Annotated in this window: 17 protein-coding genes; 11 read left to right on the forward strand and 6 right to left on the reverse strand. The window is 66.6% G+C overall.

The annotated features are described in order from the left end of the window. The first annotated feature begins 35 nt into the window (after positions 1 to 35). From N539_RS0103525 to N539_RS0103535, 3 genes are read left to right on the forward strand one after another with little or no spacing between them, the layout of a single operon-like run. Positions 36 to 632: a TetR/AcrR family transcriptional regulator gene (locus N539_RS0103525; protein WP_028969143.1), complete on the forward strand. Its 597-nt coding sequence runs from the start codon at positions 36 to 38 to the stop codon at positions 630 to 632. A gap of 22 nt (positions 633 to 654) precedes the next feature. Further along, a complete protein-coding gene (locus N539_RS0103530) occupies positions 655 to 1,050 on the forward strand; it encodes a DUF1761 domain-containing protein (protein ID WP_028969144.1) in 396 nt (131 codons plus the stop codon). Then, a complete protein-coding gene (locus N539_RS0103535; protein ID WP_028969145.1) occupies positions 1,047 to 1,508 on the forward strand; it encodes a hypothetical protein in 462 nt (153 codons plus the stop codon). The genes N539_RS0103530 and N539_RS0103535 overlap by 4 nt, the downstream gene beginning before the upstream one ends. Here N539_RS0103535 and sppA read toward each other — a convergent pair whose 3' ends face one another. After that, positions 1,509 to 3,371, reverse strand: coding sequence for a signal peptide peptidase SppA (gene sppA / locus N539_RS0103540; protein WP_028969146.1), 1,863 nt, complete (start codon positions 3,369 to 3,371; stop codon positions 1,509 to 1,511). A 165-nt stretch (positions 3,372 to 3,536) separates the two neighbouring features. Here sppA and N539_RS0103545 point away from each other — a divergent pair, with 165 nt between their 5' ends. The 3 genes from N539_RS0103545 to groL all read left to right on the forward strand — a co-directional run bounded on the left by N539_RS0103545 (position 3,537) and on the right by groL (position 6,987). Then, positions 3,537 to 4,865: an MATE family efflux transporter gene (locus N539_RS0103545; protein WP_231462840.1), complete on the forward strand. Its 1,329-nt coding sequence runs from the start codon at positions 3,537 to 3,539 to the stop codon at positions 4,863 to 4,865. Between the two features lie 145 nt (positions 4,866 to 5,010). Further along, the gene (gene groES / locus N539_RS0103550) at positions 5,011 to 5,298 is read left to right on the forward strand and encodes a co-chaperone GroES (RefSeq protein WP_028969148.1); all 288 of its coding nucleotides are present in this window, start codon (positions 5,011 to 5,013) and stop codon (positions 5,296 to 5,298) included. A gap of 45 nt (positions 5,299 to 5,343) precedes the next feature. Then, a complete protein-coding gene (groL, locus tag N539_RS0103555; protein WP_028969149.1) occupies positions 5,344 to 6,987 on the forward strand; it encodes a chaperonin GroEL in 1,644 nt (547 codons plus the stop codon). Positions 6,988 to 6,996: 9 nt separating this feature from the next. On the opposite strand, the gene N539_RS0103560 is transcribed toward groL, so the two are convergent. Next, positions 6,997 to 7,179, reverse strand: a complete 183-nt coding sequence (locus N539_RS0103560) for a hypothetical protein (protein WP_028969150.1) — start codon at positions 7,177 to 7,179, stop codon at positions 6,997 to 6,999. Positions 7,180 to 7,266: 87 nt separating this feature from the next. Further along, the gene (locus N539_RS0103565) at positions 7,267 to 7,512 is read right to left on the reverse strand and encodes a hypothetical protein (protein ID WP_028969151.1); all 246 of its coding nucleotides are present in this window, start codon (positions 7,510 to 7,512) and stop codon (positions 7,267 to 7,269) included. A 168-nt stretch (positions 7,513 to 7,680) separates the two neighbouring features. Here N539_RS0103565 and N539_RS0103570 point away from each other — a divergent pair, with 168 nt between their 5' ends. From N539_RS0103570 to metH, 4 genes are read left to right on the forward strand one after another with little or no spacing between them, the layout of a single operon-like run. Further along, entirely contained in the window at positions 7,681 to 8,637 is a 957-nt protein-coding gene (locus tag N539_RS0103570) for an ArsR/SmtB family transcription factor (RefSeq protein WP_037551796.1), read from the forward strand. Then, positions 8,634 to 9,536, forward strand: coding sequence for a methylenetetrahydrofolate reductase [NAD(P)H] (gene metF, locus N539_RS0103575; protein WP_028969153.1), 903 nt, complete (start codon positions 8,634 to 8,636; stop codon positions 9,534 to 9,536). The genes N539_RS0103570 and metF overlap by 4 nt, the downstream gene beginning before the upstream one ends. Continuing rightward, complete coding sequence (locus N539_RS0103580) at positions 9,533 to 10,579, forward strand: homocysteine S-methyltransferase family protein (protein WP_028969154.1); 1,047 nt, start codon at positions 9,533 to 9,535, stop codon at positions 10,577 to 10,579. Before metF ends, N539_RS0103580 begins: the two co-directional genes overlap by 4 nt. A 1-nt stretch (position 10,580) precedes the next feature. After that, positions 10,581 to 13,199 (forward strand): methionine synthase, encoded by a 2,619-nt coding sequence (gene metH, locus N539_RS0103585; protein WP_028969155.1) that lies wholly within the window; start codon positions 10,581 to 10,583, stop codon positions 13,197 to 13,199. On the opposite strand, the gene N539_RS0103590 is transcribed toward metH, so the two are convergent. After that, complete coding sequence (locus tag N539_RS0103590; protein WP_028969156.1) at positions 13,196 to 14,107, reverse strand: hypothetical protein; 912 nt, start codon at positions 14,105 to 14,107, stop codon at positions 13,196 to 13,198. The genes metH and N539_RS0103590 overlap by 4 nt on opposite strands. Next, the gene (locus N539_RS17610; RefSeq protein WP_197018324.1) at positions 14,074 to 15,009 is read right to left on the reverse strand and encodes a tetratricopeptide repeat protein; all 936 of its coding nucleotides are present in this window, start codon (positions 15,007 to 15,009) and stop codon (positions 14,074 to 14,076) included. The genes N539_RS0103590 and N539_RS17610 overlap by 34 nt, the downstream gene beginning before the upstream one ends. 74 nt (positions 15,010 to 15,083) lie before the next feature. On the opposite strand from N539_RS17610, the gene N539_RS0103605 reads away from it, so the two are divergent. Further along, positions 15,084 to 17,060 (forward strand): protein-disulfide reductase DsbD family protein, encoded by a 1,977-nt coding sequence (locus N539_RS0103605; protein ID WP_037551798.1) that lies wholly within the window; start codon positions 15,084 to 15,086, stop codon positions 17,058 to 17,060. Here the strand turns inward: N539_RS0103605 and N539_RS0103610 are convergent. Beyond that, complete coding sequence (locus N539_RS0103610) at positions 17,029 to 18,678, reverse strand: amidohydrolase (protein WP_028969158.1); 1,650 nt, start codon at positions 18,676 to 18,678, stop codon at positions 17,029 to 17,031. The genes N539_RS0103605 and N539_RS0103610 overlap by 32 nt on opposite strands. Between the last annotated feature and the right edge of the window lie 15 nt (positions 18,679 to 18,693).

The raw sequence follows: 18,693 nt of genomic DNA on the forward strand, positions 1-18,693 counted from the left end.
TGACAGTTGATTGACCATTCAACTAACACGCTGCCGTGAACAAGGATACGCGCCAGCGGATCGTCGAAGCGGCGATGGAGCTGTTCTGGCTCAAGGGCTACGGGTCGACCTCGGTCGCCGACATCTTGAGCCGCAGCCAGGTCAACAGCGGCAGCCTTTATTACTTTTTCCCGGGCAAGCAGGACGTGCTGGTCGCGGTCCTCGAAGCCTATCGTGACGGCATCGGGCGGATGCTGCTCGAGCCGGCTTGGGCCGCGGTCGACGATCCGGTTGAAAAGGTTTTCGCCTTGCTTGCTCTTTACCGCCGCGCGCTGGTCGACACCGATTGCACCTATGGCTGCCCGATCGGCAGCCTGGCGCTCGAGCTGCACGAGCCCGACCTGCCCGTGCGCGAGCTGATGGCGGCCAACTTCAGCGCCTGGGTCGGCGCCGTCGAGGCGCAGCTTCGCTCCGCCGCGGACCGCTTCCCGCAAACCACCGATTTCCGCGCGCTCGCCGAGCTGGTGCTGAACGTGATGGAAGGCGGCGTCATGCAGGCGCGCACCTTCCGCGACGTCGCCCATTTCGACCGTGCCATCGCGCAGCTGCGCGCCCATTTCGATGCGCTCACGCAAAGGGAGCGTGCGGCCTAGTCAATCAACGGGGGAGGAAGTCATGCCACAAGTCAATCTCATCGCCGTGCTTCTGTGCGGCGTCGCGTCGCTCGTGCTCGGCGGGATCTGGTACTCGCCGATGCTGTTTGCCAAGGTCTGGCAACGCGAAGCAGGCCTGAGCGACGAGCAGGCGAAAAGCGGCAACATGGCGATGATCTTCGGGGGCGCCTTCGTGCTGAGCCTGATCGCCGCTTACGTGTTCGGCATGTTCCTCGGTACGATGCCGCTCGCCGGCGCGGTCGGCGCGGGCTTCTCCGCCGGCCTCTGCTGGGTCGGTGCGTCCTACGGCATCAATTATCTGTTCGAGCGGCGCTCGTTCGCGCTGTGGGCGATCAACGCCGGCTACCACACGCTGCAGTTCACGCTGTTCGGCCTGATCCTCGGGGCGATGCATTGATCGCCGCGCTGCTGCTGGCGGCGGCAGCGGCCGCGAGCGATGCGACACCCGACTTCAACATGTTTGTCGGCTCGTGCTGGGTCGCGGATTTCACGGCGACGATGACCGACCGACACTGTTTCACCCGGATCCTGGGCGGCACGCACATCCGCGACGCCCACGAGGTCAAGGAGGGCGGCCGTGCCGTCTATGCCGGCGAAACCACCTACAGCGTGGACGGCGACGGTGTGGTCTTCACGTACTTCAATTCGCTCGGGGGAATGGGGCGAGGAACGGTCGCCGAAAGGGACGAAATGCTGCGCTTCACGGGATCAATGCGCGCCTCGCCGGACAAGCCTCCCGAGAAGATCGACTCCGAATGGCGGATGGTCGACGACGATCATTATGAGGTGCGCTCGCTGGTTCCGTCCGCGTCGACCGCCGGCAACCAGGCGCTGCGCTTCACTCGCGAAAAATAATCAGGACAGCCATTCCCTCAGCAGCTCGAGCAGGCCGAGATCGCGCGCCTCGAGCCGGGGCTGGGCGACGGGCGGGCATTCCAGGCAGCGCGCCTGGATGCTCGGCCCCGACAGGATCGAGCGGACCTCGGCGAGCGCGGAGGAGAGCTGCAGCTGCGGGTTGCCGGCGAACGCGGCGAACGCATCCTGCGGCGCGGCGCCGTCGTCATCCCGCTGCTCGGTCGCCAAAGCCTCGATCAGCTGGTCGCGGAAGCTTAGCGGCGGTTCGAGGTAGCGGACGCCGCGCTCGTCCCCGAGCCCGGCCAGCTGGGCCGCTTTGGCAATCGCCTCGCTCATGCCGCCGAAGGCGTCGATCAGCCCGAGCTGGTGGGCGGTGCCGCCGTCCCACACCCGGCCCTGAGCGATCTTGTCGACGTCGCCGGTCGTCTTGTGGCGCGATTGAGCGACGAGGCCGAGGAAGCGGGCGTACATGGCGTTGACCCCGGTCTGGAGCAGTTGGTTCGCTTCGGGTGAGGGGCCTTTGAGCAGGTTCGGCTCCCCGGCCAGGGGCGTCGTCTTCACCCCGTCGGCGCCGATCCCGAGCTTCTGCAGCGTGCCCTGGAAGCTCGGCAGCACCCCGAACACGCCGATCGAGCCGGTGATCGTCGAAGGCTCGGCGTAAATGTAATCGGCCGGGGTTGCGACCCAGTAGCCGCCCGAGGCGGCGACGCTGCCCATTGAGACCACGACCGGGACCTTGTTCGCCTTGGCGTCGAGCAGAGCCTGGCGGATGCGCTCCGAGGCGAGCACCGAGCCGCCCGGGCTGTCGACCCGGACAACCAGCGCCTTGATGCCTTTTTGGTGCACCCCGGTCGCAATTTCATTGGCGATGGTGTCGCCGCCGGCGGTCCCCGGCCCGGCTTTGCCGTCGATAATGTTCCCGGCGATCGTCACCACCCCGATCGGGCCGGTGGATGCGTTTTGGACCTTGTCGGCCACGTAGGACGCGAGCTTGATGCGGCTGTATCCGCCCGGCTCGCCTCGGCTCTCCCCGCCGAGCTGCGCGAGCCGCGCCTCGAACGCCTGCTGGTCGCCGATCCGGTCGACCAGGCCGGCGGCGAGCGCGGCCTTGGCTATGTCCCCGCCGGCCGCGGCGATCGCCCCGTTCATGTCCTGCAGGAAGGCGTCGACGTTGGCCTTGGGTCGGGCCTGCTTGACCGACTGTTTCCAGCTGTCGAGCTCGGCCGTGCCGAGCGCCAGCGCATTTTCCTTGGCTGCGGGCGACATGTCGCTGCGGATGAGCGGCTCGACCGCGGCCTTGTAGGTGCCGACGCGATAGACGTTGGCGGTCACTCCGAGCTTGTCGAGCAGGCCCTTGAAATAGAGGTTGGAGCCGCCCGGCCCGGTCACCGCGACCGCGCCCAGAGGGTTTAGCCAGATTTCGGACGCTGCCGAGGCGAGCTGGTAGCCATCATTGGTATAGCCGGTCGAATAAGCGACCACCGGCTTGCCCGCCGCGCGGACACGCCGAACGGCGTCGGCGAGGTCGCCGATCGCGGTCTGGCCGCCGCCGGTGAAGCTGTCGAGGTCGAGCGCGACGGCCTTGACGCGTTTGTCGTCTTTCGCCGCATCGAGCGCCGCGACGAGATCGCGCAGGCGGTATTCCTGGAGGCGGCTGCCGCCGGCGACCTCGGACCATTGCCGCCGCGCAGGCTGCTCGACCAGGCCGCCCTTGAGGTCGAGGGCGAGGACGCCCGAGCCGACCGGCGCCGGCCGCGCCGACAGCCCGGCATAGATGACGCCGAAGAACAGCAGCATGAAGATGAGGACGAGCCCGTCCTTGATGCCGACCAGCAGTTTCCAGATTGCGCGAACGAATTTCATGTAATCGGCCTCGACAGTTTGAACCGGCCTGCTAGCGGACGACGGCGCGTGCGGCCAAAGCTTTTCGACGGCCGGCCTTGCCGGTAGGCGCAAACCGTGGACTCTGCAGCAAGCATAGCACCGGCGCGAACGGTCGCACGATGGCGCGAAGAGCTTCGCTCCTCGTTGACGCTCGCCTGGCCGCTGATGCTCGCCAACCTCACCCAGCAGGTGATCCAGGCGACCGACATCTTCCTGATGGGTCGGCTCGGATCGACCCAGCTTGCGGCGGCGACCCTGGCCTTGAACCTGACTTTCACCGTCAACGTCCTGTTGCTCGGCCTCCTGACCGCCGCGTCGCCGATGATGGCGACTGCCCTCGGGGAGCGCTTCAACGCCGTCCATGACGTTCGCCGCACCTTCCGCGCGGGGCTGTGGCTGCTTGCCCTGGCGCTGCCCCCATATTGGCTGCTGCTTTGGCATATCGGGGCGATCATGCGCGCGTCGGGCCAGTCAGCAGAGCTGGCCGACATCGGCCAGGCCTTCTTGCGTGCCTACATGTGGTGCAGCGCGCCGTGGCTGCTGTTCCAGCTATTGCGCCATTTCCTCTCTGCGCTCGAGCGGCCGCGCGCGATCCTGTGGTTCAGCGTCGCCGGGATCGGGCTCAATGCGATCCTTAGCTGGGCGTTGATGTTCGGCCACTTCGGCCTGCCGGCGCTGGGCCTGATGGGGGGCGGGGTCGGCAGCACCCTGACCTGGGCGATCCTGTGCCTCGGGCTCGTCGGCATGATTGCGCGCGATCGCCAGTTCCGCCGCTTCCACCTGTTCGGGCGATGGTGGCGGTTCGACGCCGAGCGCACGTTGGCGATGGCCCGCGTCGGTTGGCCGATCGGGATCACGTTGGCACTCGAGATGGGCGTGTTTGCTCTCGCGGCCTTTTTCATGGGCTGGCTCGGGGCCCCGGCGGTCGCCGCGCACGCGGTCGCGCTTCAGCTGGCCGCTTTGACCTTCATGGTTCCGCTCGGCCTCAGCCAGGCCGCGACGGTGCGCGTCGGCCTGGCCGTCGGGCGGCGCGATCTCGACGGAATCACCCGCGCCGGCTGGACCGCGTTCGCGCTCGGGGTCGGCTTCATGGGGCTGATGGCGCTGGTCATGTGGGCGTTCCCGCGCCCGCTGGTGACCCTGTTCCTGGTCGACACGCCGGCCAATGCAGCGACGATCACCCTTGCGATCAGCTTCCTGATGGTCGCCGCCGCGTTCCAGCTGGTCGACGGCGCGCAGGTGATCGGCGCGGGGATGCTGCGCGGGCTCCACGACACGCGCTGGCCGCTGATTTTCGCGCTGGTCGGCTATTGGGGGGTCGGGCTTGGCATCGGCTCCTGGCTCGCCTTTAGCCGCGACTGGCAGGGCGTCGGCATCTGGACCGGGCTCGCCAGCGGGCTGGCCGCCGTTGCCGCGCTGATGATCGCGCGCTGGGTCCTCCGCGGCCGGCTCGGGCTGGTCGCGCGAAAGTAGAAAGGCGCCGAACCGGACCGTCGTGGCGACGGGGGGCATTGACGCACCGGGGGCCGCAAACCATATGCGCTGCGTCGTTGGCACTCTCCACGCGAGAGTGCTAATGCACATGTTCAACCAGAAGATCGAAAGAGGGGTTCAGCCCATGGGTTTCAGGCCACTTCACGACCGAGTCCTCGTCCGCCGAGTCGAGGCCGAGGCGAAGACTGCCGGCGGGATCATCATTCCTGACACGGCGCAGGAAAAGCCGCAGGAAGGCGAAGTCGTTTCCGTCGGCACCGGTGCTCGCGACGACGACGGCAAGGTAACGCCGCTGGACGTCAAGGCCGGCGACAAGATCCTGTTTGGCAAATGGTCCGGCACCGAGGTCAAGATCGACGGTGAAGACCTCATCATCATGAAGGAAAGCGACATCCTCGGGATAGTCGCCTGACCTTCACATCCATTCACGCACTCAACAGATTGAAAGGGTAGCCACATGGCAGCCAAAGACGTGAAATTCAGCCGCGACGCGCGTGAGCGCATCATGCGCGGCGTCGACATCCTCGCCGACGCGGTCAAGGTGACCTTGGGCCCCAAGGGCCGCAACGTCGTCATCGACAAGAGCTTCGGCGCGCCCCGGATCACCAAGGACGGCGTCACCGTCGCCAAGGAGATCGAGCTCAAGGACAAGTTCGAGAACATGGGCGCGCAAATGGTGCGCGAAGTGGCCTCGAAGACCAACGACATCGCCGGCGACGGCACCACCACCGCGACGGTTCTTGCCCAGGCGATCGTTCGCGAGGGCATGAAGTCTGTCGCCGCGGGAATGAATCCGATGGACTTGAAGCGCGGTATCGATCTTGCCGTCATCAAGGTCGTTGAGGATCTGAAGAAGCGCTCCAAGCCCGTCTCCGGGTCGAATGAAATCGGCCAGGTCGGCAGCATCGCCGCCAACGGCGACACCATCGTCGGCGAGAAGATCGCCGAAGCGATGGAGAAGGTCGGCAAGGAAGGCGTGATTACGGTCGAAGAGGCCAAGGGCCTCGAGTTCGAGCTCGACGTCGTCGAAGGCATGCAGTTCGATCGCGGCTATCTGTCGCCCTACTTCATCACCAACCCCGAAAAGATGTCGGTCGAGCTAACCGATCCGTACATCCTCATTCATGAGAAGAAGCTGTCGAACCTTCAGGCGATGCTTCCGATCCTGGAAGCCGTCGTTCAGTCGGGCCGTCCGCTGCTGATCATCGCCGAGGACATCGAGGGCGAGGCGCTTGCCACGCTCGTCGTCAACAAGCTCCGCGGCGGCCTCAAGGTCGCGGCGGTCAAGGCGCCCGGCTTCGGCGATCGTCGCAAGGCGATGCTCGAGGATATCGCGATCCTCACCGGGGGCGAGCTGATCAGCGAGGATCTCGGCATCAAGCTCGAGAATGTCACGGTCGAGATGCTCGGCACCGCCAAGCGCGTCACCATCGACAAGGACAACACCACGCTTGTCGACGGCGCCGGAACGCACGAAGCGATCAAAGCCCGGACCGAAGCGATCCGTCAGCAGATCGAGAACACGACCTCGGACTACGACCGTGAGAAGCTGCAGGAGCGGCTGGCCAAGCTCGCCGGCGGAGTCGCCGTGATCAAGGTCGGCGGTGCGTCCGAGATCGAGGTCAAGGAGCGCAAGGACCGCGTCGACGACGCGCTTCATGCGACCCGCGCCGCGGTCGAGGAGGGCATCGTTGCCGGCGGCGGCGTTGCGCTGCTCTACGCGACAAAGGCGCTCGACGGGCTCAAGGGCCAGAACGACGATCAGACGCGCGGCATCGATATCGTCCGCAAGGCGCTCTATTCGCCGGTCCGTCAGATCGCTCAGAACGCCGGTCACGACGGCGCGGTGATTTCGGGCAAGCTGCTCGAAGGCAAGGACGAGGGCATCGGCTTCAATGCCCAGACCGAGGTTTACGAGAATCTCGCCAAGGCCGGCGTGATCGACCCGACCAAGGTCGTTCGCACCGCACTCCAGGACGCGGCGTCGGTCGCCGGCCTGCTCATCACCACCGAAGCGGCGGTGAGCGAGCTGCCGGAAGACAAGCCGGCGATGGCCATGGGCGGCGGCGGCATGGGCGGCATGGGCGGAATGGACTTCTAAGCTAGTCCGTCAGTCCGATGAATTGGAAGGGCCGGTGGAGCGATCCGCCGGCCCTTCTTCATTGGCGGCCTCGGCGTTCAGCATGTCCTCGGCTTCGTTGAGCTGGGCCGATTGCTCCTCGGTCGGCGCCGGTGGCGACCGGTCACGGCAGCCGGCAGTGACCAGCAGAAGGCACGCGACAATTCTCTTCACGCGGCCGAACTACCACTTCGGCGGGACATAAAAAAAGGGCCGCCCGAATGAGCGGCCCTTCCTAAAATCGCTTCGGGGAACGCAGGATTAGTGCGCGTTCCCGACGGCGTTGCTGGCGTTGTCGACAGCGTTACCGGCCGAATTGACGGCGTTGTCGGCCGAGTTCAGCGCATTGTCGGCAACCGCGGTCGCGTCGTTCGCGGCAGCGTTGACGTCGGTCTCGGCGTTATTCTCGACGGCCGTCTCGTTGGCGGCGGCATTGTCTTCAGCCTTCGGCTGGCAGGCAGCCAAGCCGAGCGACAGGACCAGAGCGGTCACAGCAAGTTTCTTCATGATCGTTCCACTCCCTCAGTGGCGGCCAACCTTGGCCGCCGATCTCGGCCACCGCGAATCGCTTTGGCCAGACCGGCGGCAATAGCGGTGATCCCTACCGCATCACAAGGGATTATTTTCACATGCGAATTGACGATATAAAGATATCTTTATATCCTTATCTGCGTGATGGCCCCGCTTCCGCTCGCCGATCGCTTCCAGGCGCTTGCCGACCCGACGCGGCTGCGCATCCTCGCCTTGCTGCGGCGGATGGAGCTGTCGGTGGGTGAGCTTGCCCAGGTGCTTGGGCAAAGCCAGCCGCGGGTGTCGCGCCACCTCAAGATCCTCTCCGACGCCGGGGTGCTGGAGCGGCGCAAGGAGGGCAGCTGGGTATTCCTGACGCTGGCGGACGGCGATCGTGTCGCGCCGATGTTCGCGCTGATCGACGACTGGGCCGACGCCGCAACCCAGAGCCTGTTCGCCACCGACGCCGCGCGCACCGAGACCATTCGCGGCGAACGCGCCGAGGCGGCCAACCGCTATTTCACCAATCATGCCGAGGTGTGGGACCAGATCCGTTCGCTCCACGTCGCCGAATGCGACGTCGAGTCCGCGATCGGCCGCACGCTCGGCAAACGGCCGCTGGGCCGGCTGGTTGATATCGGCACCGGCACCGGCCGGATGATCGAGCTGTTCGCCCCGCGCGCCAGCCAGGCGATCGGGATCGACCGCTCGTCGGAGATGCTGCGGCTGGCGCGGGTCAAGCTCGAGGCGGCGGGGATCCAGTCGAGCCTCCGCCAGGGCGACATGTACGCTCTGCCCCTCGCTGATGAGAGCGCCGACAGCGTGATCATTCACCAGGTGCTTCACTATGCGCATTCTCCGGCGGTCGCGATCGCCGAGGCGGCGCGGGTGCTCGCGCCCGGCGGGACGCTGCTGGTGGTCGATTTCGCGGCGCACGAGCGCGAGGAGCTGCGCGAGCGCGACGCCCATATCCGCCTCGGCTTCGACGATGAGGTGATGGCCGGCTGGTTCGCCGCCGCGGGCCTCGAAATGGACCAGATTCAGCACCTCAGGGGCGGCGAGCTGACCGTGACCCTGTGGCGCGGAGTCAAGCAGGCCGAACGGCAAAGGCGGGCGGCGTGAACGCCCTTGACCAGCTCCGTCACCATCACCCGCTGTTCGCCGAGGCGCGCGGCGACGTTCAGGTCAGCTTCGAGTTTTTCCCGCCCAAGTCGGACGCGATGGCCGAGACCCTGTGGTCGTCGATCCAGACGCTTGCGCCCCTCCATCCGCGGTTCGTCTCGGTCACTTACGGCGCCGGCGGATCGACCCGCGAGCGCACCCACGCGACGGTCGAGCGGATCCTCAAGGAGACGGGCCTCACGCCGGCCGCGCATCTGACCTGTGTCGCCGCGCCGCGCGCTGAAGTCGACGCGATCGCGAAAGACTATTGGGACCTCGGCGTCCGCAACATCGTCGCGCTGCGCGGCGATCCGCCGGAGGCGGGCACGAAGTACCAGCCGCATCCCGAAGGCTATCGCGACGCGGTCGAGCTGGTTGCCGGGCTGAAGGCTGTCGCTCCGTTCGACATCTCGGTCGCGGCTTATCCAGAGGTTCACCCGGATTCCTCGACGCGGCAGTTCGACCTCGAGAATCTGAAGCGCAAGGTGGATGCCGGCGCGGATCGCGCGATCACGCAATTTTTCTTCTCCGCCGACTGCTTCTTCCGTTTCCGCGACGAGGCCGCGGCGGCGGGGATCGAAGCCGAGATCGTGCCGGGCATCCTCCCGGTCTCCAACGTCGCGACGACCCGCCGCTTTGCCCAAACCTGCGGCGCGAACATTCCCGACTGGCTGAACGGCTTGTTCGAAGGCCTCGATGATCTGCCCGCCGCGCGCCAGCTGATCGCCGCGACGGTCGCAGCGGAGCTGGCAGGGCAGCTCTACGCGGGCGGCGTTCGGCACTTCCATTTCTACACGCTCAACCGGGCAGAGCTGTCTTACGCAATCTGCCACCTGCTCGGCGTGAGGGCCAAAGCATGAGTCCGTCCGAAACCTTCCGCGCCGAAGCGGCCAAGCGCATCCTGATCAAGGACGGGCCGTACGGCACCATGGTCCAGGCCGAGCGGCTGCAAAGCGCGGATTATTGTGCTGGGCTCGACCTGATGAAGGACCAACGCGGCAATAACGATCTGCTCAACCTCACCCGGCCCGAGCTGATCCGCACGATCTGCGAGCAATTCGCCGACGCCGGCGCGGAGATCCTCGCGACCAACACCTTCAACGCCAATGCGATCAGCCAGTCGGACTATGCCGCCGAGCACCTCGCCGCCGACATCAACCGCGCCTCCGCTCAGATCGTGCGCGAAGTCGCCGATCGTTACTCCAAGGCGGACGGCAGGCGCCGCTGGGTCGCGGGAGCGCTTGGACCGACCAACAAGACCCTGTCGCTATCACCCAACGTCAACGACCCAGCGTTCCGTGAAGTCGATTTCGACCAGGTCAAAGGCGTCTATCGCGAACAGATCGACGCGCTGGTCGAAGGCGGCGTCGACTTCATCCTGATCGAGACGATCTTTGACACGCTGAACGCAAAAGCCGCGGTCATGGCCGCGCTGGAGGCCGAACAGGCGCTTGGCTGCGAGCTTCCGCTGATGATCTCAATGACATTGACCGACCTTTCGGGCCGTAATCTATCCGGTCATACGGTCGAAGCCTTCTGGGCGAGCGTACGCCACGCCCGGCCGCTGACCATCGGGCTCAATTGCTCGTTCGGAGCGGAACAGCTGAGGCCGCATCTCGCGGCGCTATCGGCTGTCGCAGACACTTTGGTCATGGCCTACCCGAACGCCGGCCTTCCCAACGATCTTGGCGAATATGACGAGGCCGCCGAGGAAACCGCGGCTCAGATCCGCGAGTGGATCGATAGCGGCCTCGTCAACGCCGTCGGCGGCTGCTGCGGGACGACCCCGCAACACATTGCCGCAATCGCCGGGGCGGCGCGCGATTGCACGCCGCGCGCCGTCCCGGCGGCACCGCGAGGGACGTTGCTGGCCGGGCTCGAGCCGATGCTGATCGCCGCGTGAGATGGAGCTGACCAAGGTCGAGCAGGCAGGAGCGGGCGCGCGGTTCGTCAACATCGGCGAGCGCTGCAACGTCACCGGCTCGGCCCGTTTCAAGAAGCTGATCCTCGCCGGCGACTATGATGCCGCGGTCGAGGTCGCGCGCGACCAGGTGGAGAACGGCGCGCAGATCATCGACGTCAACATGGACGAGGCTTTGCTCGATTCGGAGCAGGCGATGACGATCTTTCTCAAGCGGATCGCCGCCGAGCCGGACATTGCCCGCGTTCCGGTGATGGTCGACAGCTCGAAATGGAGCGTGATCGAAGCCGGCCTCAAATGCGTGTCGGGCAAGCCGATCGTCAATTCGATCTCGATGAAGGAAGGCGAGGGGCCGTTCCTCGACCTCGCGCGCAAGTGCCGCGCGTATGGCGCCGCAGTCGTGGTGATGGCGTTCGACGAGGTCGGTCAGGCCGACACGGCCGAGCGCAAGGTCTCGATCTGCGAGCGGGCCTATGTGCTGCTGACCGGCGACGGCACGGACCCCAACGACATCATCTTCGACCCGAACATCTTCGCGGTGGCGACCGGGATCGACGAGCACCGCCGTTACGCGCTCGACTTCATCGAGGCGGCGCGCGAAATCCGCCTGCGCTGTCCGGGCACCCACATCTCGGGCGGCTTGTCGAACCTCAGCTTCTCGTTTCGCGGCAACGAGCCGGTGCGCCGCGCGATGCACAGCGTATTCCTCTACCATGCCATTCCCGCCGGCATGGACATGGGCATCGTCAACGCCGGCCAGCTCGACGTGTACGATGCCATCGATCCCGAGCTGCGCGAGGCGTGCGAGGACGTCGTGTTCGACCGTCGTGACGATGCCACCGAGCGCCTGGTCAACCTTGCCGAGCGGTTCAAGGGCATCGACCTCGTCGAGGAAAAGAAGCTGGCGGAATGGCGCGCGCTGCCGGTCACGGAACGGCTAAGCTATGCACTCGTCAAAGGCATCGACGCGAATATCGTCGACGACACCGAGGAGGCGCGGCAGCAATTCGCGCGACCGATCGAGGTCATCGAAGGCCCGCTGATGGACGGTATGAACATCGTCGGCGACCTGTTCGGGAGCGGAAAAATGTTCCTGCCGCAGGTCGTCAAATCGGCGCGAGTGATGAAAAAGGCGGTGGCCCACCTCATCCCCTTCATCGAAGCCGAAAAGGAGCGGACCGGCGCGACCAAGGGCAAGGGCCGGGTCGTAATGGCAACCGTCAAGGGCGATGTTCACGACATCGGCAAAAACATCGTCGGCGTGGTCCTGCAGTGCAACGGCTTCGAAGTGATCGACCTCGGCGTGATGGTGCCGTGGCAGGACATCTTGAAGTGCGCCAATGACAACCAGGCCGACATGATCGGCTTGTCGGGACTGATTACGCCGTCGCTCGACGAGATGGTGACGGTCGCCGGAGAGATGCAGCGGCTCGGGCTCAAGACCCCGCTCCTCATCGGCGGCGCCACGACGAGCAAGGCGCATACCGCGCTTCGGATCGATCCAGCCTACACCGGCCCCGTCATTCACGTGCTCGATGCCAGCCGCGCCGTCGGAGTCGCTTCGTCGCTGGTCTCGGACACACAGCGCGAACCGCTGATCGCGTCGACTGCCGAGGACTACGACAAGCTTCGCAAGACGCGCGAGCGCAGCGGCCACAGCGAGCTCGCCACGCTCGAGGAAGCCCGCGCCAATGCCTTCCTCTTCGACCCGTCGGGACAGGCCAGGCCCCCGCAATATCCCGGGCTTCACCACTTCGGCGACTGGCCGCTCAAGGACCTCAAGGCCTCGATCGACTGGACTCCGTTCTTCCGCGCCTGGGAGCTCGCCGGAACCTACCCCGCGATCCTCGCTGATCCCGTGGTCGGCGAGAGCGCCACGAGCCTGTTCGCCGACGCTCAGGCGATGCTCGACCAGGTCATCGCGGAGCGCTGGGTCACGCCCAAGGCGACCGTAGGATTCTGGCGCTGCAAGCGTGAAGGCGATGATGTGTGCGTGCTCGCGGGCAACGACTGGACCCGGCTGTCTTTCCTCCGCCAGCAGGTGAAGAAGCGCGAGGGACGGCACAACATGTGCCTGGCCGACTTCATCAACCCCGAAGGCGAAGACTGGATCGGCGGCTTCGCGGTCGGGATCCACGGGCTCGAACCTCATCTCGAGCGATTCAAGCAGACGGTCGACGACTATGATGACATTCTGCTCAAGGCGCTTGCCGACCGGCTCGCCGAGAGCTTCGCCGAGGTGCTGCACGCCCAGGTCCGCAACCGGCTATGGGGCTATGCCGACGAGCATTTGTCCAACGCGCAGCTGATCCGCGAGAAATATGACGGGATCAGACCGGCGCCCGGCTATCCGGCCTGTCCCGATCACAGCCTGAAGCCGGTCCTGTTCGACATGCTCGGCGGCCATCCCGGCGAGGTCACGCTGACCGAGAATTTCGCGATGCTGCCGACGTCGGCGGTCTCGGGCTTCTACTTCGGGCACCGCGACAGTCAGTATTTCGGGGTGGCGCGGATCGGCCGAGACCAGCTGCAGGATTATGCGGCGCGGCGTAGTGTCACGGTCGAATGCGCGGAACGCTGGCTGCGGCCCAACCTCGACTAAAGCTGCCGCTTGAGCACTTCCGGATTGAACAGCGACCGATTTTCGCGCGCGCGCAACACACGCTCGCGCCGCGGCCAACCACGATCCCACCCGGCCCAGTCCGTTCCGCCTTCCTGAAGCCGGAATAATTCCGCATCGGCCTCGCGCAATTGCGCTCTCGCCTGGTCCAGCCCGGCGACTTGGAATCGCTCATCGATCGAGCCGAGGCCCGACCGCGCCGCCGCGAGCAATGCGCGCCCGGTTGCCTCGTCGCCGGCCATATAAGCGCCCTTGGCGAGGGTCACCGCGGAATCGATGCCGTCGAGCTTCGCCGCCAGCGTGACCCGCACCGGGCCGCCCGCGCACGCCTTCGGCGAGAGCGCGGTCACGTAGGCGACCACGGAATCGAGCGCAGCGGACGACGGCTCGGGCCCGGTGAACTCCTCGACGATCAGGCCATGTATAAAGCCCCGAAGCTGTGCCGTTCCCTTGACCTTCAGCTTGTGGGGGTCGCCGCCAAGATCAGGGATCGGCTTGGGATTGAACACGTCGTCGCCGCGCTTTTCGCTCATGATCGACGCGGTGACGTCCGCGGTTCCCGGTGCGCCCGACACGCCGGGAAAATGGAAGTGCGGGTTGGTCCGGCCGTTGCGGTGGCAGCTGGCGCACGACAGCCCGACGCGAGCCGCCTGTCCGCCGAGGAGGAGCGGCGAGCGGAACAGCGCGCGTCCGATCGCGACCTCGCGGCGCAGACGCGGCTCCCTCGGCCAGGCGAGGCATTCGGCGGGCTGTTGCGTGAGATCGGCGACGACGTCCGGCGACTGCAGCCAGCGCGCGTCCCGGATGGGGAGTTGCGGGCTGACGGCCGCCCCGATCAGGAGCGCAGCAGCGGAGACTAGGAGGCAGGCTTGCCTTTGGCCGCGATCCATCGCCTCAGTTCATCGGCCTCGGCGCAACCGAAGGTGCACCAGCTGTCGAGCCGCGCCAGCATCACTTTGGCGCCGGTGAGATTGCCGCGCTCGACCATCAGCTCGCCATAATATTCGGTCGCTCCGCGATGATGCGGGGCGGCGGCGAGGGCGTCGCGGTAATAGCTCTCCGCAACTGCATAATGGTGAAGCTTGCGGTTGGCGAAGCCGAGATAGGTGAGGATGTCGGGATGCGCTCCGAAGCTCGCCTTGGCGCGGTCGAGCGCGTCGATCGCCTGGCCGTATCTGCCTTCGTTGATGAGGCCGACGGCGTCGAGATAGGCCGAATCGCCCGCTTCGGCGCTGGCGAACAGCAATGGGGGATCGGTGCGCAGGCTGGCCTGTGTCGGTGCCCCGAGCGCGGCCTGCACCGCGGCGATCGCGTCCTTGATCGTCTGCGCGTCCGGGCAGGTGCCGGCGCATGCCTGGTCGAGCTTCTGCAGCTCGGCAAGCTCGCCCCGCGCTTTGTCCATCTGCCCGAGCTTGGCGTAGGTCGTCGCCAGCTCCTGGTGCGCCGGGATCATCTTGCCGTCGGCTTTGACGGCGCGCTCGTAATGCTTCTGGGCGGCTTTGAGATCGTTGAGGCCGGCATCGGCCATTCCGGCGAGGAAATTCGTGGCTCCATCGCGCGGCGCGACGTCGAGCACTTTGTGGAAGGACGACTTGGCATCCGAATATTTCTGAGCCTTCAGCGCGTCGACGCCCTTGCGATATTCTTCGGCCGGATCGAACCCGGACGCCGACATGCTCGGCACCGACGAAGACCCGCCGCCCCCTCCTCCGCCGCCGCTGGACATCGCCCACGCCGTTGCCGGAATGGCGGTCAAAGCGAGGCCGATTGAAGCGACGGAAACGGCACGCATGGCGACTCTCCCTGTTTCGCCGGCGTAACCTATCAGTCTCGACTGGGTGCCAGCAACCATCTAGCCGCTTAGTGATGCTTCGCCGGTTTTTGGTTCTAATCGCCTTGCTGCTGTTGCCTGCGGCGGCGCAGTCGCGCGGGATCGAGCCCGAGCTCGTTGCCGAAGGCTCGGCGCCGGCCGGCGGCGAAGTCGACCTCGCGATCCACATGCGCACCAATCCGGGCTGGCATGGCTATTGGCTCAATCCCGGCGAGGCGGGTTTGCCGATGGAGGTCACGTGGCACCTTCCGCCTGGTGTCACGGCGGGACCGCTGCGCTACCCGGTCCCGTCACGCCTGACCGTCGCCGACCTCATGAACTACGTTTACGAACGCGATTATGCGGTGCTCGTGCGGCTCAGGGTGCCGGCGAACGCCCGTGGCACCGTGCCGATCCGCGCCGAGGCGCATTGGCTGGCCTGCACCGACCGGATCTGCGTGCCCGAGGACGGCGAGCTCGCGCTCGACCTTCCGATTGGGACCGGCGCGGCCAACCGCGCGCAGTTCGACGAATGGCGCAAAGCCTTGCCGCGGCCGCTGGCGACCGTCGGGCATTTTGCGGTGGCGGGGGACAAGCTGCGGGTTGCGATCCCGCTCCCGGCCAGCGTGACGGTCGACCGGCCCTATCTGTTCCCGGAAGCCGACGGGATTGTCGATTATGAGGCGAAGCAAGCCTTCAGCCGCAGCGGCGATCTGCTGATCGCGGAGCTGGCCAGGAAGGACGCGGCGCTCAAGGACTTCGCCGGCGTGGTGGCGATCGGAGGCGGGCGCGGGCTTGAGTTTCACGCCGTTCCGGGCGCGGTTCCGGCCAGCGGCTCGCCGGTCGGGCAATTGGGCTGGAGCGCGATGTGGTGGGCGCTTCTCGGCGCCATCGCCGGCGGGATCCTTCTGAACCTGATGCCGTGCGTGTTCCCGATCCTCGCGTTGAAGGCGCTGCACCTCTCGCGCGCCGGCGCCAGCGCTTCGGAAGCGCGGCGCGATGCGCTCGCTTACACGGCCGGCGCCGTGGTCGGGACAGGCGGGCTCGGCGCGGTGCTGCTCGCGATCCGCGCCGCCGGTGCCGAGGCCGGCTGGGCATTCCAGCTGCAGGACCCGCGGACCATCGTGCTGCTGCTGCTGCTGGCGGTCGCGATCACCGCGAATTTGCTCGGTCTGTTCGAGCTGCCGGTGCTCGGCGGACGAGCGCGGCCGGCGGGCGGTTTCGCCACGGGCGCGCTCGCGGCGTTCGTCGCCACCCCTTGCGCCAGTCCGTTCCTGGGCGCGGCGCTCGGGACCGCGCTATTACTGCCGGTGGCTGGGTCGGTCCTGGTCTTCGCCGCGCTCGGCTTCGGCCTCGCGATCCCGTTCCTGATCGTCGCCTTCGTTCCCGCGCTGCGCGCGCGCCTGCCGAAACCGGGCGCATGGATGAAGCGGTTGCAGCGCTTCCTTGCCATTCCGATGGCGGCGAGCGCGGTCGCGGCGCTGTGGCTCCTCGATCGGCAGGGCGGGACCAACGCGCTGCTACTGGGATTGGCGGGAACGCTGGGTCTGTGTCTGCTGCTATTCGGCGTCGGCCAGCGGCAGCGCGACGGCGCAAGCGTGTTTTGGGCGGTGCCGGCCGCGCTGGCCCTTGCCGGCCTGCTTTTCGCGGTGACACCGCAGCGGCATTCCTCGGCAGTTCGCGGTGAGTCCGGCGCGGAAACCTGGAGCGAGGCACGGGTTGCGAGCAATCTACAGCAAGGCCATCCCGTCTTCGTCTATTTCACCGCCGATTGGTGCTTGACGTGCAAGGTGAATGAAGTGGGGGCAATCGACCGCGCCGAGGTCCGCGAGGCGTTCAAGAACGGCGGCGTGACGGTGCTTGCTGGCGACTGGACCGACGGCGACCCCGCGATCACGCGCTTCCTCGAAAGCCGCGGCCGCGCGGGGGTGCCTTATTACCTTTGGTTTGCGCCCGGGAAGCAGCCGGAGGAGCTGCCGCAGGTGCTCACCCCGTCGATGCTCATTTCCCGCGCTCAGTCGCCGAAGCGCTAGGCGCGCGTTCCCATACCTTCTTGCCGCCGACCCAGGTCTCGAGCACCTGCGTCTGCGCGAGGCTCTGCGCGTCGACCTTGGTCGGGTCGCGGTCGACGATGATGAAGTCGGCCCATTTGCCGGGCTCGAGCGCACCGATCTTGTCCTCGGCGAACCCGGCATAGGCGGCGCCCCGGGTGAATGCGTCGAGCGCCTGTGCGAGACTCAGCCGCTCGCTGGGAATCCATCCGCCAGGCGGCTGGCCGTTCACGTCCTGCCGGCTGATTCCCGCGGCGAGGCCGGGGAAGGGGTTGGGCGATTCGACCGGGAAGTCCGATCCGAACGCGAGGCGCGCGCCGCTCGTCAACACCGTCTGCCACGCGTACGCGCCCGCCAGCCGGTTCGGCCCGAGCCGCGCTTCCGCCATCAGCCGGTCGCTGGTCTGGTGCGTCGGCTGCATCGAGGCGATGATCCCGGCCGGCGCGAGGCGCGGAATGTCGACGGGATCGGCGATCTGGAAATGCTCGATCCGCCAGCGCCGGTCGCGGCCGTATTTGTGCGACAACTGCTCGTACACGCCGATGATCTGCGCGTTGGCGGCATCGCCGATCGCGTGCGTTGCCACCTGGAACCCGCCTGCCGCCGCGGTGTCGGCGAGCGTCAGCATCTCGGCGTCCGAATGGAACTGAAGTCCCCGGCTGTCGGGCTTGTCGGCATAAGGCTGCTTGAGCCACGCGCCGCGCGAGCCGAGCGCCCCGTCGGCGAACAGCTTGATCCCCACCGCGCGGAGCTGGTCGCCGTACAGCCAGCCGGTCGGCTTCGGCACCGCCGCCATCGATTCGGTGCCGGACAAATAGCTCATCAGGCGAACGTAGAGCCGGCCGGTTTCGCCGGCGCGGCGGAAGCTGCTCCAGTCGTCGACCGAGGTGCTCATCGCCCCGACACCGGTGACTCCGAAGCCGAGCAGGATCTGCTGCGATTTCTCGAGTGCCTGGTCCTGTTGCTGTTGCGTCGGCCTCGGCACCGCTTTGTTGACCAGCGCCATCGCCGCATCGACGAAGACGCCGTCGTGGATTTCACCTCCGGGCGGCGGTTGCGTCGCCGCGGTGACTCCGGCGGCCTTGAGCGCGGCGCGGTTGGCAACCACCGCATGGCCGTCGACCCGCTCCAGCACGACCGGCCGGTCGCTGACCGCGGCGTCGAGGTCGGCGGAGGTGGGAAAGCGTTTTTCGGACCATAGCTCCTGGTTCCAGCCGAAGCCGACGATCCAGGCGTCGTTGGGATGCGCGGCTGCATAATCGCGCAGCCGTTGCTGCAGCTCGGCGATCGACCGCGTGCCGGTGACGTCGATCCGCAATGCGGCGAAGCCGAGGTCCATCACATGGCCGTGCGCGTCGATCAGCCCGGGCAGCACGGTACGACCCTCGCCGTTGATCATCCGGTCGAACTTGCTCATCCGGGGCGTGGGATTGGTCATCACCTGTGTCACCCGGCCGTCGTCGCCGATCATGAAGCTGCCGAAATGCTGCAGCTTGCCGTCGGGGCCAATTTGAATGCCGTTGATGTTTTCGACGATGGTGACGGCGTTGGCCGCCGATGCGAGAAGCAGGGCGCAAAGCGCTAAAGCGGTCCGGGTCATTACGGGCGCATAGCA

The organism is Sphingomonas sp. URHD0057 (assembly GCF_000620665.1).
GTDB lineage: Bacteria > Pseudomonadota > Alphaproteobacteria > Sphingomonadales > Sphingomonadaceae > Sphingomicrobium.

Bases quoted from the DNA above. Each gene is read 5' to 3' on its own strand.
- groL (WP_028969149.1), top strand. From the start codon at position 5,344: ATGGCAGCCAAAGACGTGAAATTCAGCCGCGACGCGCGTGAGCGCATC.
- N539_RS0103565 (WP_028969151.1), bottom strand. From the start codon at position 7,512: ATGAAGAAACTTGCTGTGACCGCTCTGGTCCTGTCGCTCGGCTTGGCT.
- N539_RS17610 (WP_197018324.1), bottom strand. From the start codon at position 15,009: ATGCGTGCCGTTTCCGTCGCTTCAATCGGCCTCGCTTTGACCGCCATT.
- sppA (WP_028969146.1), bottom strand. From the start codon at position 3,371: ATGAAATTCGTTCGCGCAATCTGGAAACTGCTGGTCGGCATCAAGGAC.
- metH (WP_028969155.1), top strand. From the start codon at position 10,581: ATGGAGCTGACCAAGGTCGAGCAGGCAGGAGCGGGCGCGCGGTTCGTC.
- N539_RS0103570 (WP_037551796.1), top strand. From the start codon at position 7,681: ATGGCCCCGCTTCCGCTCGCCGATCGCTTCCAGGCGCTTGCCGACCCG.
- N539_RS0103530 (WP_028969144.1), top strand. From the start codon at position 655: ATGCCACAAGTCAATCTCATCGCCGTGCTTCTGTGCGGCGTCGCGTCG.
- N539_RS0103590 (WP_028969156.1), bottom strand. From the start codon at position 14,107: ATGGATCGCGGCCAAAGGCAAGCCTGCCTCCTAGTCTCCGCTGCTGCG.
- N539_RS0103580 (WP_028969154.1), top strand. From the start codon at position 9,533: ATGAGTCCGTCCGAAACCTTCCGCGCCGAAGCGGCCAAGCGCATCCTG.
- groES (WP_028969148.1), top strand. From the start codon at position 5,011: ATGGGTTTCAGGCCACTTCACGACCGAGTCCTCGTCCGCCGAGTCGAG.
- N539_RS0103605 (WP_037551798.1), top strand. From the start codon at position 15,084: ATGCTTCGCCGGTTTTTGGTTCTAATCGCCTTGCTGCTGTTGCCTGCG.
- N539_RS0103610 (WP_028969158.1), bottom strand. From the start codon at position 18,678: ATGACCCGGACCGCTTTAGCGCTTTGCGCCCTGCTTCTCGCATCGGCG.